Source organism: Dactylosporangium sp. NPDC050688, assembly GCF_040654515.1.
In the GTDB taxonomy this organism is placed as follows: domain Bacteria; phylum Actinomycetota; class Actinomycetes; order Mycobacteriales; family Micromonosporaceae; genus Dactylosporangium.
Genome location: NZ_JBFAIC010000040.1, coordinates 34,478 through 49,491, shown reverse-complemented (window position 1 = coordinate 49,491; position 15,014 = coordinate 34,478). Strand labels below are relative to the sequence as shown.

The following is a 15,014-nucleotide window of genomic DNA, read 5'->3' as shown; positions in this document are numbered from 1 at the left end:
CATGACCGTCGTCGACCGCCCGGCCACCTACCGCGAAGTGTTCGCGGAGCCGTCGTTCCGGGCCCTGTTCACCGCCCGTACCCTGGCGATCGGCGCCACCTCCCTGCAGATCTTCGCGCTGTCCGTGCTCGTGTACGCGGGCACCGGCTCGCCGCTGCTGAGCGCGCTCGCGTTCGGCGCCGGGTTCCTGCCGCAGGTCGTCGGCGGGATGCTGCTGGGCTCACTCACGGACCGGCTGAGCCCGCGGCCGCTGATCGTGACCGGGTACGCGGTGGAGGCCGGCCTCGCCGCGGCGCTGGGCTGGCTCGACCTGCCGGTCGCGGCGAGCCTCACCCTCGTCGCGGTCGTCGCCTGCGGTACCCCGGTGTTCGCCGGCGCGGCGGCCCGGGTGATCGCCGAACGGCTGACCGGCGACGCGTACGTGCTGGGCCGGTCCGTGTCGAACATGTCCTCGTCCGCGGCGCAGCTGCTCGGACTCGCCGGCGGCGGGGTCGCGGTCGCCGCTGTCGGACCCCGCACGGCACTGCTGTTCGCGGCGGGCTGCCACGTGGCGGCCGCGGTCATCGTCCGGCTCGGCCTGCCGGGAGACGGCGGCGGCCAGGAGACGGCCGCGGTCATCGTCCGGCCGGGCCTGCCGGAAGACGGCGGCGGCCAGGAGACGGCCGCGGTCATCGTCCGGCCGGGCCTGCCGGAAGACGGCGGCGGCCAGGAGACGGCCGCTGCCGTCACCCGGCCGGCGGGTGGGGACAAGGCCGTGGACCGCCCCGGGGCGGTGCGGGACAGCTGGACCGGCGCGGTCGCGCTGCTGTCGGACCGGACCATCCGGCGGCTGCTGCTGGCGCAGTGGCTGCCGTCGGCGCTCGCCGCGGGCGCCGAGGCGCTGCTCGTCGCGTACGGCGCTCGCCGCGGCTTCCCCGCCGGCACCGGCGCGCTGCTCATGGCCGCACCCGCATTGGGCATGCTCGCCGGCAACTTCGGCGCCGGCCGGTTCATGCGCCCGTCGCTGCGGGAACGCTCCTCCCCGTGCTTCCTGCTGGTGCTCGGCACGCCGCTCGTCGCGCTGCTGGCCGCGCCGCCGCTGCCGGTCGTCGTCGGGCTGCTCGTCGTGGCCGGCATCGGGTTCGCGTACGGGCTGGGCCTGCAGCGGGCGTTCCTCGCCGCGGCCCCCGAGGACCGGCGCGGCCAGCTGTTCGCGCTGCTGTCCACCGGCATGATGGCGCTGCAGGGCGTCGGCCCGCTCGTCCTCGGCGCCGTCGCCGAGCTGACCTCGCCGGCGGTGGCGATCGCGGTTGCGGGAGCGGCCACGGTACTGATGGCGCCGTCCCTGCGTCGCCTGCGGCGCGACGGTGTTTGACCCGCCGGGACCGGGACACAGGACGCGTCATGCAGAAGGTGACCGTCGTGATCGCTACCCGCAACCGCGGCCCCGGCCTGCAGCGGACGCTGCGCCTGCTCACCGGGCACGGCGACGCGCCCCCGGTCATCGTGGTCGACAACGGCTCCACCGACGGCACCCCGGCGCTGCTCGCCGAACGGTTCCCGCAGGTACGGGTGGTACCGCTGCGGCGCAACGCCGGCGCGGTCGCCCGCAACCACGGGGTGGCGGCGGCACGCACGCCGTACGTGGCGTTCGCCGACGACGACTCGTGGTGGGCGCCGGACGCGCTGGCCCGGGCGGCGCGACACTTCGACGCCGCGCCGCGGCTGGCGCTCATCGCCGCCCGCGCACTGGTCGGCCCGCAGGAGCGGCTCGACCCGATGGCGGCGTTCATGGCGACCGGCCCGCTCGGTGCGGCCGCCGACCTGCCGGGCCCGTCCGTGCTCGGGTTCCTCGCCTGCGCCGCGGTCGTGCGCCGCGACGACTTCCTCGCCGCGGGCGGCTTCGACCCGGTCGTGTTCTTCATGGGGGAGGAGGCGCGGCTCGCGCTCGACCTGCGCGTCGCCGGGCGCGGCCTGGCGTACTGCGACGACGTCGTCGCCCACCACCACCCGGCGCCCGCCGCCGACCAGGCCGGCAAGCACGCCGGTCGGCGGGCCCTCGCGCTGCGCAACGACGCGCTGACCGCATGGATGCGCCGGCCGCTGGGCGTCGCGGTGCAACGGTCGGCGGCCCTGCTGGATGCGGCCCGCACCGACCGCGCGGCCCGGCGCGCGACGGCCGAACTCGCCGCCAGGCTGCCGGCAGCGCTGACCCGCCGCCGCCCGGTGCCGGCCGACGTCGAGGACGAGCTGGCCGCGCTCGTAGCCGGCGAACGCACCGCCGGCTACAGCACCGCCGGCCGGACGTAGTACCCCCCGGCCACGGAGCCGCCGGCGGTCAGAACGTGCCCTGGTACAGCGCACAGCCGCGGCACACGTCCGGCGGGTCGTCGCCGGCCAGGCGGCGGCGGAACTCCTGGTAGCGGGGGCCGGTCCAGATGTCGGCGAACGACTGCTCGTCGAGGTGGCCGAGGGTCACCCGGTCGTCACCCATCACCATGCAGCACGGCTGGACGACGCCGTCGCTGGTCACGTACGCGGCGTCCCACGGCCACGTACAGCCGCCGGGGTGTGTGTCGGTGTTCGGCAGCCGCAGCACGACGGCGTGGTCCGCGGCCGCGCGGCGGGCGGCGGCGAACGCGGCGTCGGCGGCGGCGCGGTCCTCGCCCGTCCACAGCGCCTCGTCGGCGGCGTAGTCGCGGATCTCGCGGTACGCGCCGGACGGGTCGGTGTCGCCGAACGTGTGCGACAGGTTCTGCACTCGCAGCTCCGAGATGCCGATGCGGCCCAGCAGCGCCACCAGGTCGGGCAGCTGGGCGACGTTGCGGCGCATGGCCACGAACACCACCCGGATCCACGGGGTGGCGCTGCCGGCGGCCCGCTTCGCCTCGGCCAGGCCGGCGAGGTTGCCCACCACGGTGTCGAACGACGCGCCGTCCCGGATCGCCTCGAACGTCCCGGCGTCGGCGCCGTCGAGGGACACGTGCAGCCAGTCCACGCCGGAGTCGACGAGCTCGGCGGCGCGGCGCGCGTTGAGCAGCGTCGCGTTGGAGTTGAACCCGACCCGTACGCCGCGCTGCTTGGCGTGGCGGATCATCGCCAGCAGGTCCGGGGCCAGCAGCGGCTCGCCGAGGCCTTGCAGCGTGAGCTGCCGCAGGTCGGGCAGGTCGTCGACGAGGCGCTGGAACATGGCCATCGGCATCGCCCCGCTGAGCTTGTTGACCGGCGGCCGGTACCGCACCAGGCACATCGCGCAGCGCAGGTTGCACGCCGAGGTGACCTCCACCTGCAGCGCCTCCGGTAAGGGCGGGTACGGGTCGAGCACGCGCGCGGGTTGTGCGACTGCCGGCACTGCGGCCTCCGTGTCTTCGTCGGCGTCCGTGTCTTGGTCGGCTCTTGGTCGGCGATTTCCGCACCCGCCTACCCGCACCGGTCGCCCGAAAACAACCGCCCGGCTCAGCCGCCGGTCTGCCGGCGCTCCTCCGCGGCGCGCTTCTGCCGCTCGCGCATCTGCTTGTACTGGTCGCGGGCCTGCGGGCTCCAGCCCTGGATGGCCCCTTCGACGGTGGCGGGTCCGAAGATCTGGAAGAAGAAGTGGCCGACCCGGTCCTTCTTCGGTTTCGGCTGCCCGGCACGGGAACGCTTGAACATGACGGCCACATCCTTGGTGTACAAACTATTGGGGTACCATGAGTCTGACACACCGCCGACACGCTGAGGAATACTGAGCGCCGTGACCCAGACCGCAGACCCGACGGCGGAAGGCCGCGACCCCCTCGCCCTGGATCAGCAGGTGTGCTTCGCCCTGGCGGTGGCCTCGCGCAACGTCATCGCGCTGTACCGCCCGCTGCTCGAGCCGATGGGCCTCACCCACCCGCAGTACCTGGTGATGCTGGCCCTGTGGCAGCACGCGCCGCTGTCGGTCAAGGACCTCAGCCGGCTGCTGCAGCTCGACCCGGGCACCCTGTCACCGCTGCTCAAGCGCCTCGAGGCAGCCGGCCTCGTGCGCCGGCAGCGCGCATTGCAGGACGAGCGGACTCTCGCCGTCACCCTGACCGACACCGGCCAGGCCCTGCGCGCCGAGGCGGAGAAGATCCCGGCGGCCGTGGTCGCCCGGCTCGGCATGCCCCTCGAAGAGCTGCTGCAGCTGCACGCCGCTCTCACCCGCGTCATCGAGGTCACCCGCGACCTGTGACCGGCTTCCCGCCGCAACCCGGAAATGCGGTCGGCCTGTGGCGAGCCACGGTGACACGATGAGCGGCATGCAACCCGTCGCGCAGGCCATGCAGGAAGCGCTCCACGCCGACGAGGACCGCCGGTGGGAACTCGTCTGGCAGCTGCAGGCCCACGGCGGCCAGGAGACGCTCGACCTCGCCGACCGGTACCGCCGCGACCCCGACCCGTCCCACCGCGAGCTGGCCGCCGACGTGCTCAGCCAGCTCGGCGCCGGACCGGGCAGGCCGGCGGCCGACGGACCGTTCCACGCCGCCGCCCTGGAGATCCTGCTCGACATGATCGGCGACGAGGACCATCCGGCGGTGCTCCACTCGATCGCCGTCGGCCTGGGCCACATCGGCGACGAGCGCAGCATCGCCCCGCTGGTACGCCTGCACACCCACCCCGACGTCGACGTCCGCCGCGGCGTCGTGTCCGGCCTGCTGCGCCGCCCGCAGCGGCCCGCGCTCGACGCGCTGATCGCCCTGTCCAGCGACCCGGACGACGACGTGCGCGACTGGGCGACGTTCGGCCTGGCCCGCCAGACCGACGAGGACTTCCCGGAACTGCGCGCCGCGCTCGCCGCCCGCCTCGGCGACGACGACCCCGACACCCTCGCCGAGGCCGTCCACGGCCTCGCCGTCCGCGGCGACGAACGCGCCATGCCCCAGCTCCTGCGCCACCTGGCCGCCCCGGAGCCCGAAGGCGACCTGCTGGTCATCATCGAGGCGCTGTACGCGCTGGCCACCACGACCGGCGATCCCAGGCTCCTGCCGTACCTGGAAGCCGAACGCGACGCCTGGGCCCGCGACGCGCCGGACGAAGACCCGCCGGCGGAGCTGACCCGCGCCCTCGCCCGCTACCGCACCGAGCAACGCTGATCCTCCAGCCCGGGCCGCTCAGGCGCCGGGGTGGGGGGCGGGGTTCGGCTGCTGCTGGGCGGCTGCCCAGAGAGCGAGCAGGCGCAGGTTGTCGTGCGACGGGCTGCCCGGGTCGGCGGTGTAGATGAACAGGGTCTGGTCCTCGTCGCCCGGCAGGGTCAGGGCCTCGTAGCGGATGGTGATCGGGCCGACGGCGGGGTGGGCCATGTGCTTCGTGCCGTAGGTGCGTTCGTGCACCTGGTGGCCGTTCCACCAGGTGCGGAACTGCGGGCTCTTGACGGTCAGCTCGTCGACGAGCTCGGCAGGGCTGGGCCGGTCCAGCCGTGTCCGGGGCGGGGTGCCCGCTTGCAGCATGGGTGGTGTTCCCCGGTCGGGGGGACAGGAACCGTCGAAGGAGATTGTCATGCCGTACCCCACCACCGGACCCGCCACCTGGTTCGTCACCGGCGCGTCGCACGGGCTCGGGCTCGAGCTGGTCAAGCAGCTGCTGCAGCGCGGTGACCGGGTGGCGGCGACCACCCGCTCGACCGACCGGCTGCGCGCGGCACTCGGCGACACCGACACCGAGCGGCTGCTGGCGCTGCCTGTCCAGCTCGCCGACGAGCGGGAGGTCGCCGCCGCCGTGGCAGCGGCCACGGACCGGTTCGGTCCGATCGACGTCGTGGTCAACAACGCCGGCCACGGCCTGCTCGGCGCCGTCGAGGAGATCACCGACGCCGAGGCCCGGGCCCAGTTCGACGTGCAGGTGTTCGGTGCCTGGAACGTGCTGCGCGCCGTCCTGCCCGGCATGCGCGAGCGGCGCAGCGGGCACATCATCACCGTCTCCTCGATCCTGGGGCTGACCACGTTCCCGGGTTGGGGCGCGTACAGCGCGGCGAAGTTCGCGGTGGAAGGGCTGACTGCGTCGCTGGCCGCGGAGGTCGCCGACTTCGGCATCCGGGTCAACCTGATCGAGCCCGGCTACCTGCGCACCGATTTCCTGCGCACCGACAACCTGCGCCTGCCGTCGCGGGTCGCCGACGGCTACGACGGCATCCGGGTGATGACCGACGCCCACCTCGCCATGCCCGGCACGCAGCTCGGCGACCCGGCCAGGGCCGCCACGGCGATCATCGCCGTCGCGCGTGAGGGGGTGGCGCCGCTGCACCAGGTGCTCGGCTCCGACGCCTATGAGCTGGCCGTCGCCCGGGTACGGGACCTCGCCGCCAACCTGGAGAGCGGGCGCGCGCTGGCCGTGACCACCGACATCCCTGCCGTGCGAACGGACCGCGACGCCGATCTCGTCAGCCGGTGAACCGTCCCCACGCCAGGAAGACCGCGAGGGTGAGGTAGAGCAGGTCGGGCAGGATCGTGGCCCGCTCGCCGCGGCGCAGCCGCATCGCCGCCGCGCCGGCGAACAGCACTGCCACGCAGGTGGCGGTGACCGGCACCAGCACCGGGGCGATGTCCAGCGCGGCAGGTAGCACCAGCCCGGCCGCGGCCAGCAGTTCCAGGGTACCGATGACTCTGAGCGCGCCCGGGCTGAAGTCCAGGACCCACTGTGCGGCGGGCCCGCCCATGGCGGCGATCCGCTCCCTGGGCACGATCATCTTGGACGTGCTGACCAGCAGGACCGCGGCGAGCAGCCCGGCGACGATCCACAGTGCGACGTGCATGGGAAACTCCTGTCGGCGTGAAATGGTGACGCCCGTCCAGATGCCGCCGGCCCCCGGCCTGTGACGCCCTCGGTGGCGTGACGGGCGCCACTGCGGACGGGTGTCACACGGCGGCGCCGGCCGGCATCGGATGGGGCAGAGCCGGGAGGGGGCGCGATGACTGAGCTGGATACCGCCACGGAGGCGTTCGTCGCCCACCGCGACCTGCTGTTCACCGTCGCGTACGAGCTGCTCGGCTCCGCCGCCGACGCCGAGGACGTGCTGCAGGAGACGTGGCTGCGCTGGTCGGGCGTCGACCTCGCCGAGGTGCGCGACCAGCGGGCGTACCTGGTGCGCGTCACCACCCGCCAGGCGCTCATGCGGCTGCGGACGCTGCGCCGGCGCCGGGAGTCCTATCTCGGCGAATGGCTGCCGGAGCCGCTGCTCACCACCCCCGACGTGGCCGAGGACGTGGCGCTGGCCGACAGCGTGTCGATGGCGATGCTGCTGGTCCTGGAGACGCTCACGCCGACCGAACGGGCGGTGTTCGTGCTGCGCGACGTGTTCGCCGTCGACTACGACGAGATCGCCGAGGCCGTCGGCAAGACCCAGGCGGCGGTCCGGCAGATCGCGCACCGTGCCCGCGCGCACGTCGCCGCCCGGCGCCCCCGGGGGACGGCGTCGGCGGCGCAGACCCGTGCCGCGCTGGCCGCGTTCGAGGAGGCGGTGCGGACCGGCGGGCTGCAGCGGCTGCTGGACGTCCTCGCCCCGGACGTCGTCCTGCTCGGCGACGGCGGCGGCAACGTGCAGACCGTCCGGCGTCCCGTTGTCGGCGCCGACCGGGTGGCCCGGCTGCTGCTCGGCGGCATGCGCAAGGTCCCGGCCCCGGCGACGCTGGAGCCGGCGCAGGTCAACGGCCACCCGGCGCTGCTGCTGCACCTCGACGGCCGCCTCGACTGCGTCATCGCCGTGCGCATCGACGACGGGCGGATCAGCGGGCTGTACGCGGTGCGCAACCCGCAGAAGCTGTCCCGGCTCGACCGGGCGACGACGGTCCGGCGCTGACCCGGCTCACGAAGCGGCGGGCCGTGCCTGCGACGTGGCCGCAGCGAGTTCGTGCCGGTCCTCCGGCGCGGCTGGATGCACCACCAGCACCGGCAGGTAGCCATGGTGCAGCACGGCCAGCGCCACGCTGCCGAACAGCATCTCGTGCACCGCCGACCGGCCATGGGACCCGACGACCAGGGCGGCCGCTCCGTGCTGCCGGGCGCATCCGGTCAGGGCCGCCGCGACCGACCGTCCGTGCGATCCGTGCCGCCTGCAATCGCCGGGCACCTGCAGGCGCTCCGCGACGCGGTCACCGACCGGCAACGGACCGGTCGTCTCGTCGGTGACCTCGCCGTCCTGCACCGTCGCCACCAGCAGCGTCCGCTCCGGGAAGAGCCGATCGGCCGCCGCCAGCGCGGCCTGCGCGCCGGCGGAGCTGTCGTGACCGATCAGCACCGGCCCGGTGGACAGGGCCGCGAACTCGTCGATCAGCAGCGGGTGCGGCACGACGAGAACGGGCCGGGGTGTGGAGTGCAGGACCGAGTCGGACACGCTGCCCAGCACCGCGCGGGCATTGCCGAGCCCGCGTGAACCGATCACGGTCAGATCGGCGTCGACCTGCTCGGCGAGCTCGGCCAGCCGCGGTCCCTCACCACCGTAACTGGACACGACGAGCGGCTCGGCGCTCCAGCCGGCGGAGTTGGCCAGGACGACGCCGATCGCCGCCATCCGGTCGGCCTCCCGGCGGCCCTCGTGCTCGACGGCCTCGATGAAGTCGTCGATTTTCCTGGTACCCGACCAGAGCCGCTCCCGAAGTTCGGCGCTGGCGAAGGGCGGCGCCCACAGATGCGCCACCCAGGCATGGGCATCGGGGAACAGCCGAGCCCCGGCGTCGATCGCCGCCGACGCTGCGGGGGAGCCGTCGTACCCGAGGATGATTCTGGTCGGCATGGTCGCCTCCTCGCTGGTCCGGCGCGGTGCGGCGGGCCAGGCGCGCAACCCGGCCGCGCTTCCAGCGTGGCACGGCCGGACGCATCGGGTCGCGGTCAGCGCATGCGGAGCCAGGATCGCAGGCGGGCGGTCGGGGTCCTGGGTTCGCAGCCGCACCGCTGCGATTGGGGTACGCCGGCGAGGACGGCGTCGACGTGGTTGCCGCAGCCGGTGTAGGTGGCCTTGCCGCAGGTCTTGCAGGTGGCGCGTTGACACATGGTCGCTTCCGATGCTGGTCGAGGATCGTTTCCGCAGGTTACCCGGTACATGATGACGGCCTGACGCGGGCGGCGGCGCGGGGAGCCGTGGCCCGGATCCGGGGTAAAATCGCGGTAATGCACACTGGTTCGCTGTCGCGGCTGGTGCGGCCGACACGTCCGTCCTGGGTGTTCGGGATTGCGGTCGCCACCATATTGATCGTGGCGGAGACACTGCTGATCTTTCCGCTCCAGCAGGTCACGGCGTCGTCGTTGCCCGGCATGATCTACATCATCGGCGTGCTGGTGATCTCGGCGGTGTGGGGGCGCTGGTTCGGGGTGGTCACCGCGGTGGCGAGCACCATCGCGTTCGCCGTCCTGCACGGCTTCACCGTCGACGGGTTCGAGGCCTCGGACGTCCAGGAGCTCGTCGGGCTGGCGGTGTTCCTCGTCGTCGCGGTGGCCACGAGTGCCCTGGCCGACCTGTCCCGGCTGCGTACCGCCGAGGTCGAAGAGTCGGACCTCACCGCTGAGATGGCCCGGCTGCTGCTGCACGCAGCCGACCTTCCTGCCGTGCTGCCCGCGGTCGCACAGCGCATCGCGCACGCGCTCGAACTGCCGGAAGCAACGATCCACCTCGCCGCCGTCGCCGGTGACGACCGGCACACGGCGTTTCCGCTGTACGTCGGCACCGACCGGTTGGGCACGTTGCTGGTGCCGGCCGACGTGCCGGACCGCACGACGCGGCGGCTGCGGGAGCGGGTGGTGTCGTCGTTGGCGTCGTTGCTGGAAGCCGGTTGCGAACGTGCGGCCGTGCTGAGCTCGCTGGAGGCAAGCCGGAAGCACCTCAGCAGGATCGCCGCGGAGCAGGCCGCGTTGGGTCGGGTGGCGACGCTCGTGGCCCGTGGCAGCCGGCCATCTGAGGTCTTCCAGGCCATCGTCACGGAGCTGCATGACCTGCTGGGCGACTACAGCACCTGGCTGTTGCGCTACGAGCCTGACGACACGGTCAGTACCCTCTCGACCAGCATGGCGCGCCTCCGGCCGGATCAGTCACGCTGGCCGTTGCAGGGTGAGAACGTCCCGGCGCTGGTCCGCGACACCGGCCGCCCAGCTCGGATGAACAGCTTCCAGCACGCCACCGGTCTCGGCGCCGATCGTGCTCGCGAGTTCGGGATCCGGTCCGCGGTCGGGCTGCCGATCAAGGTCGAGGGGCGGCTGTGGGGTCTGGTGGCGGTGGCGTCCACCCAGCCCGAGCCGCTGCCCGCGGACACCGAGGACCGCGTCGCGGCCTTCGTGCGCCTCGCCGCCACCGCCGTGGCCAACGCCGACAGCCGGGAGGAGCTCACCGCGTCCCGGGCCCGCCTGGTCGCCGCCGCCGACCAGGCCCGCGAGCGCATCGAACGGAAAGTGCACGACGGCGCACTGCAGCATTTCCTCGCCGTCGCCGTGCAGCTCGGCGCCACGCATGCCGGCCTGCCGGCGGAGCAGCGGCAGACCAAGGAGGAGCTGTCGTGTGCCCTGCACGGCCTGAACAAGGCCGTGGACGACCTGCGAGCGATCTGCCAGGGCATCCATCCGACGTTGCTCGCTGCTAGCGGCCTGCCACCGGCGCTCAAGGCGCTCGCACGCAGATCCCCGGTGCCGGTCGACCTGGACCTGCGCCTCGACCGCCGCCTGCCTCCAGTGGTCGAGGTGGCCGCGTATCACGTCGTGTTCGAGGCGCTGACCAACGCGGGCAGGCACGCGCACGCCTCGGTGGTGCAGGTCCGGGCCGCAGCCATGGACGACACCCTGCACCTTTCGGTCTGTGACGACGGCGCCGGCGGCGCCGACCCCCATTGCGGGACCGGTCTCACCGCCCTGCAGGACCGCATCGAGGCACTTGGCGGACAGCTCACCATCACCAGCCCCACCGGCGGCGGCACCCGGCTCGAAGCCGCCATCCCGACCACTGTCGCCATGTCGGCATCCGCTCCCGCGTAGTCCCTCGAGGCCTGGGCGCGGGTGGTCGTGGCTGCGGACACTGGAGGAGGGCGGCGTGCGGTGCACGTCAGGCCCGCGGCCGGCCACCCCGTGGGAGGGAGGAGCTGTGCGCCAGAGTCTGCGCCTGGGTGTGATCGCCGGAATCCCGGTCGGTGTGCACTGGTCTGTCCTCGTCGTCGCGATCCTGATCTGGCAGATGCTGGCGCTGGCGGTGGTCCCGGCCGGGGCACCGGGGCGGTGGCTGCTCGCGGCGGCCGGCGCGGTGGTGTTCCTGGCGTCGCTGCTGGCGCACGAGCTGGCGCACGCACTGGTGGGCCGCCTGTACGGGGTGCGCGCCGACCGGGTGACGCTGTGGGTGTTCGGTGGGGTCACCGAGTTCCGGACAGCGGCACCACATCCGCGCGCTGATCTGTTCACGGCGGTGGCCGGGCCGGCCGCCAGTGCGCTGTGCGGGGCGGTCGCGGCAGGGATCGCGCTGCCGCTCGGCGGCGGGTCCGGCTGGCTGGGCGGCGTGGCCGCGACGCTGCGCTGGCTGGCCGCGATCAACCTGCTGCTGGCGGTGTTCAACCTGCTGCCGGGCGCGCCGCTGGACGGCGGGCGGGTGCTGCGGGCGGTGTTGTGGTGGTGGCGCGGCGACCGGGGCCGGGCCGACGTGACCGCCGCGCGCGTCGGGCGGGTGCTCGGTGCGGGCCTGATCGCGCTGGGCGTCGCGCAGCTCCTCGTCGCCGGCGATCCGGGCGGGATCTGGCTCGCCCTGATCGGCTGGCTGCTGAGCGCCGCCGCGGTCGCCGAGGCCAATGCCGGGCGGTACCGGGCGGCGCTGGGCGAGCTGCCGGTCCGGGCGGTGATGCGCCCCGAGGTCGTCTGCGCCGACCCCGGCTGGACGGTCGCCGACGCCGAGGCCGCCCTCACGTCGCCGTCCGCCGGCGGTGTCGTCGCCGTGCGCGCCCGGGACGGGCGGCCTGCGGCGGTGGTCCGGTCCGGTGACCTGGACCGGATCCCGCCCGCCCAGCGGGCGGAGCTGCCGGTGTCCCGGCTCGCGGACGCTGTGCCGGTGGTCGAGGCCGCGCAGCCGCTGGCCGATGTCGCCGGCCCGGTGTCGCGGGCCGGGACCGCACTGGTGGTCCAGGACGGCCGGCTCGTCGGCGTGCTGGAACGGGCCGCCGTCGTCGAGGCAGTCCGCCGCGGCCCCGCTGAGACACCGAGCCGTCCGGCTGAGACACCGAGCCGTCCGGCTGATACACCAGGTCGTCCGCCGTTGTCCGGCTGATACACCAGGCCGTCCGCCGTTGTCCGGCTGAGACACCAGGCCGTCCGCCCCGCATGGCAGGAACCCTGCGGGCCGGCAGGGTCGATCAGCGGGCCGCGGTCACGGTGCTGCTGATCTCCTCATCGGCCTGACCGGCTCGCGGGGGTGCGGGCAGTCCCGCCGGAGGGGACACCGGTGGTCGTGGTCAGGGCGTCGATCAGCCCGGGGAAGCGGGCGTCGAGCTCGTCGCGGCGCAGCTCGACGGTGTGGGTGCGGCCGGCCACGACGGTGCGCGTCAGGCCCGCCTGCCGCAGGATGCGGAAGTGGTGCGTCATGGTCGATTTGTGCAGGCCGAAGTCCCAGTGCGTGCCGCACTTGCCGTGGGCCATGCCGTCGGCGAGCGTCTGCACGATGCGCAGGCGGATCGGGTCGGCGACCGCCCTCAGCACGTCGACCATCGTCACGTCGGCGATGTCCGGCATCGCGTCGTCCTCCCGGCCCATGCCCCCACCCTACAGTTGGACATCCGTCATACCATCGCCTAGGTTGACGGTATGACGGATGTCCAACAATCTGGTTCGGTGCGCTGGTCCTGGGACGCCGACGGCGTCGTCACCGTGACCTTCGACGACCCCGGGCGCACCGCGAACATGCTCAACCGGCGCCATCACGACGGACTCGGTGCGTGCCTGGACGACCTCACCCGGCAGCTCGGCCGGGTGCGCGGCGTCGTGCTCACCTCGGCGAAGCGTTCGTTCATCGCCGGCCCCGACTTCGTGCCGAGCGAGATCACCCCGGACGAGGCGGCCGCCACCTACGACCTGCTGACGCCGCTGCGGGACCAGGCACGCCGGCTGGAGGCGCTGGGCCGGCCGGTCGCCGCCGCACTCAACGGCTCCGCGCTCGGCGGCGGCTTCGAACTGGCGCTGGCCTGCCATTACCGGGTCGGCCCGAACGACCCGTCGGTCGTGTGGGCGCTCGCCGAGACCGGGATGGGCATCATTCCCGGCGGCGGCGGGACGGTCCGGGTGACGCGGATGTTCGGCATCGCCGCGGCGGTGCTGGAGATCGTCGGACCGGGCACCGCGTACCATCCGGCGCAGGCGCTGGCCGCCGGCCTGGTGGACGAGCTGGCCGACGACGTGGTCGCCGCGGCGCGGGCCTGGGTACTGGCGCAACCGGACGGGCCTTTCGCGCAGCGGTGGGAGCGGCCCGGCTACCGGATTCCCGGCGGGACTGCCGAGCCGCCGGGCCTTGCCGAGGAGGTGAGACGCCGCTCGGAGGGGTCGCCGGTGCGTGCGCTCGCCGCGGTGCTGGACGTGGCGGTGCGCAGCGCGGCTGCGCCGCTGGATGAGGCCTTCGAGATCGAGACGGCGGCCTGCCGGGCGTTGCTGGGCGCGCCCGAGTTCCCGGACCTGGCGCATCTGTTCTTCGCGATGCGTACGGTCGCCGGGGCACCCGCCGAGCCTGCTCCGGCGTCGACCCGGGCCGGGATGCGTGAATTCCCGCAGGTCGTCGCCAATCCCCTGGCCGCCGTGTTCTTCGCCGCCGACGCCCCGATCGTCGAGATCACCGGCGCTGAACTGATCCCCGAGGTCCGCGCGAGGGGCGGCATCCCCGTGCTGATCCACGGCGGCCACGGCTCCTTCGTGCAGACCCTCCTGGACGCCGGCCCCGACCCCGCCGCCATGGCCGCCGCCGCCCGCCGCGCCCTCGACAGCGGCCTGCGGGTCGACCCGGCCGGCGCCGACGTCGCCTCGGTGCTCGCGGCCGGATTCCCCTCCTGGACCGGCGGCGTCGTGCACGCCGGAGGCGCCCGGTGAGGTACTCGCTCGTCGAACTGGCCCCGGTCGCACCCGGCGGTACCAAACGGGAGGCCCTCGATCGGGCACTCACCGCCGCCGAAGAGGCCGAACATCTCGGCTTCCACCGCTTCTGGTTCGCCGAGCACCACCACGTGACCGGATACGCCGCTCAGGACCCGGTCGCGCTGATCGCGGCGGCCGCCCAGCGGACCTCCCGCATCCGCCTCGGCTCGGGTGCCGTCCTGCTCAACCACTACAGCGCCTTCAGCGTCGCCGAACGCTTCCTGATGCTGGAATCGCTCGCGCCCGGCCGGGTCGACCTTGGGCTCGGCCGCGCCACGGCCACCCCGCTCATCGACCACGCGCTGCGCCGCGACCGCAACAGCCGGCCGGCTGACGACTTCCCCGACCAGGTGCAGGAGATCATCGGGTACCTGCACAAGGCGTTCCACGGCGCCCACCCGTTCGCGGCGATCGACCTCACGGCCGGCACCGACGGCATCCCCGAGGTCTGGGTCCTCGGCTCCTCCGGTGCGAGCGCAGGCCTCGCCGCCCGGCTCGGCATCGGCTACACCTTCGGCGGCCACATCAACCCGGACCTGGCGGCCCGCGCGCTGCGCCACTACAGGGAAGGCTTCACGAAGACGCCCTCCGGCACCGGCGCCGCGCAGCCGATGCTCGCCCTCAACATCGTCGCCGCCGCCGACGAGGCGTCGGCACACCGGCTCACCTGGCCGGCGCGGGCCCTGCGGGCCGGTGGACGGGACCGGCCCATCCCCACGCTGGAACAGGCCCGCGCCGAGCTGAGCGCCGCGGCGAAGGCACAACCGAGCACGATCGTCGACGGCGCCGTCCCGCCGCAGATCTCCGGGACCCCGGCGACGCTGCGGGCCCAGCTCGTACCGGTGATCAAGGAATCGGGTGCGACCGAGGTCATGGTCCAGGACATGTTGACGGATTTCGACGCCCGGACCCGGTCACGGCAGATCGTCGCGGAGGTCCTCGAGTCGATCACCATCTGAACCCGGCCT

Annotated in this window: 16 protein-coding genes; 10 read left to right on the top strand and 6 right to left on the bottom strand. The window is 73.9% G+C overall.

The genetic code is table 11. The features are described 5' to 3' along the window. Window position 1: 1 nt before the first annotated feature. Window positions 2–1,354 (top strand): MFS transporter, encoded by a 1,353-nt coding sequence (locus AB0H83_RS31550; RefSeq protein WP_360101332.1) that lies wholly within the window; start codon window positions 2–4, stop codon window positions 1,352–1,354. A 29-nt stretch (window positions 1,355–1,383) separates the two neighbouring features. Next, the gene (locus AB0H83_RS31545; RefSeq protein WP_360101330.1) at window positions 1,384–2,289 is read left to right on the top strand and encodes a glycosyltransferase family 2 protein; all 906 of its coding nucleotides are present in this window, start codon (window positions 1,384–1,386) and stop codon (window positions 2,287–2,289) included. A 28-nt stretch (window positions 2,290–2,317) separates the two neighbouring features. Here AB0H83_RS31545 and AB0H83_RS31540 read toward each other — a convergent pair whose 3' ends face one another. Both AB0H83_RS31540 and AB0H83_RS31535 read right to left on the bottom strand, forming a co-directional pair. After that, window positions 2,318–3,331, bottom strand: coding sequence for a radical SAM protein (locus AB0H83_RS31540; RefSeq protein WP_360101328.1), 1,014 nt, complete (start codon window positions 3,329–3,331; stop codon window positions 2,318–2,320). 104 nt (window positions 3,332–3,435) lie between these two features. Then, window positions 3,436–3,630 (bottom strand): hypothetical protein, encoded by a 195-nt coding sequence (locus tag AB0H83_RS31535; RefSeq protein ID WP_360101326.1) that lies wholly within the window; start codon window positions 3,628–3,630, stop codon window positions 3,436–3,438. Between the two features lie 82 nt (window positions 3,631–3,712). Between AB0H83_RS31535 and AB0H83_RS31530 the strand changes: the two genes are divergently transcribed. Continuing rightward, window positions 3,713–4,174 (top strand): MarR family transcriptional regulator, encoded by a 462-nt coding sequence (locus tag AB0H83_RS31530; RefSeq protein WP_360101324.1) that lies wholly within the window; start codon window positions 3,713–3,715, stop codon window positions 4,172–4,174. Window positions 4,175–4,232: 58 nt separating this feature from the next. Continuing rightward, entirely contained in the window at window positions 4,233–5,075 is an 843-nt protein-coding gene (locus AB0H83_RS31525) for a HEAT repeat domain-containing protein (RefSeq protein WP_360101322.1), read from the top strand. A gap of 18 nt (window positions 5,076–5,093) precedes the next feature. On the opposite strand, the gene AB0H83_RS31520 is transcribed toward AB0H83_RS31525, so the two are convergent. After that, the gene (locus tag AB0H83_RS31520; protein ID WP_360101320.1) at window positions 5,094–5,429 is read right to left on the bottom strand and encodes a hypothetical protein; all 336 of its coding nucleotides are present in this window, start codon (window positions 5,427–5,429) and stop codon (window positions 5,094–5,096) included. 49 nt (window positions 5,430–5,478) lie between these two features. Here AB0H83_RS31520 and AB0H83_RS31515 point away from each other — a divergent pair, with 49 nt between their 5' ends. Next, window positions 5,479–6,369, top strand: a complete 891-nt coding sequence (locus tag AB0H83_RS31515) for an SDR family NAD(P)-dependent oxidoreductase (protein ID WP_360101318.1) — start codon at window positions 5,479–5,481, stop codon at window positions 6,367–6,369. On the opposite strand, the gene AB0H83_RS31510 is transcribed toward AB0H83_RS31515, so the two are convergent. Beyond that, window positions 6,359–6,730, bottom strand: a complete 372-nt coding sequence (locus AB0H83_RS31510) for a DoxX family protein (protein ID WP_360101316.1) — start codon at window positions 6,728–6,730, stop codon at window positions 6,359–6,361. The genes AB0H83_RS31515 and AB0H83_RS31510 overlap by 11 nt on opposite strands. A gap of 156 nt (window positions 6,731–6,886) precedes the next feature. Here AB0H83_RS31510 and AB0H83_RS31505 point away from each other — a divergent pair, with 156 nt between their 5' ends. Beyond that, complete coding sequence (locus AB0H83_RS31505) at window positions 6,887–7,774, top strand: RNA polymerase sigma-70 factor (protein ID WP_360101314.1); 888 nt, start codon at window positions 6,887–6,889, stop codon at window positions 7,772–7,774. A gap of 6 nt (window positions 7,775–7,780) precedes the next feature. Here the strand turns inward: AB0H83_RS31505 and AB0H83_RS31500 are convergent, their stop codons facing one another. After that, window positions 7,781–8,707 carry a universal stress protein gene (locus AB0H83_RS31500; RefSeq protein ID WP_360101312.1) on the bottom strand — a complete coding sequence of 309 codons (927 nt, stop codon included), beginning with the start codon at window positions 8,705–8,707 and terminating at the stop codon, window positions 7,781–7,783. Window positions 8,708–9,081: 374 nt separating this feature from the next. Here AB0H83_RS31500 and AB0H83_RS31495 point away from each other — a divergent pair, with 374 nt between their 5' ends. Both AB0H83_RS31495 and AB0H83_RS31490 read left to right on the top strand, forming a co-directional pair. Next, window positions 9,082–10,929 (top strand): DUF4118 domain-containing protein, encoded by a 1,848-nt coding sequence (locus AB0H83_RS31495; protein ID WP_360101310.1) that lies wholly within the window; start codon window positions 9,082–9,084, stop codon window positions 10,927–10,929. 106 nt (window positions 10,930–11,035) lie between these two features. Beyond that, a complete protein-coding gene (locus AB0H83_RS31490; RefSeq protein ID WP_360101308.1) occupies window positions 11,036–12,199 on the top strand; it encodes a site-2 protease family protein in 1,164 nt (387 codons plus the stop codon). Between the two features lie 119 nt (window positions 12,200–12,318). Here the strand turns inward: AB0H83_RS31490 and AB0H83_RS31485 are convergent, their stop codons facing one another. Continuing rightward, the gene (locus tag AB0H83_RS31485) at window positions 12,319–12,681 is read right to left on the bottom strand and encodes a helix-turn-helix transcriptional regulator (RefSeq protein WP_360101306.1); all 363 of its coding nucleotides are present in this window, start codon (window positions 12,679–12,681) and stop codon (window positions 12,319–12,321) included. Between the two features lie 51 nt (window positions 12,682–12,732). On the opposite strand from AB0H83_RS31485, the gene AB0H83_RS31480 reads away from it, so the two are divergent. Continuing rightward, window positions 12,733–14,001 (top strand): enoyl-CoA hydratase/isomerase family protein, encoded by a 1,269-nt coding sequence (locus AB0H83_RS31480; protein ID WP_360101303.1) that lies wholly within the window; start codon window positions 12,733–12,735, stop codon window positions 13,999–14,001. After that, window positions 13,998–15,005 (top strand): MsnO8 family LLM class oxidoreductase, encoded by a 1,008-nt coding sequence (locus AB0H83_RS31475; protein WP_360101300.1) that lies wholly within the window; start codon window positions 13,998–14,000, stop codon window positions 15,003–15,005. The genes AB0H83_RS31480 and AB0H83_RS31475 overlap by 4 nt, the downstream gene beginning before the upstream one ends. Window positions 15,006–15,014 lie beyond the last annotated feature (9 nt).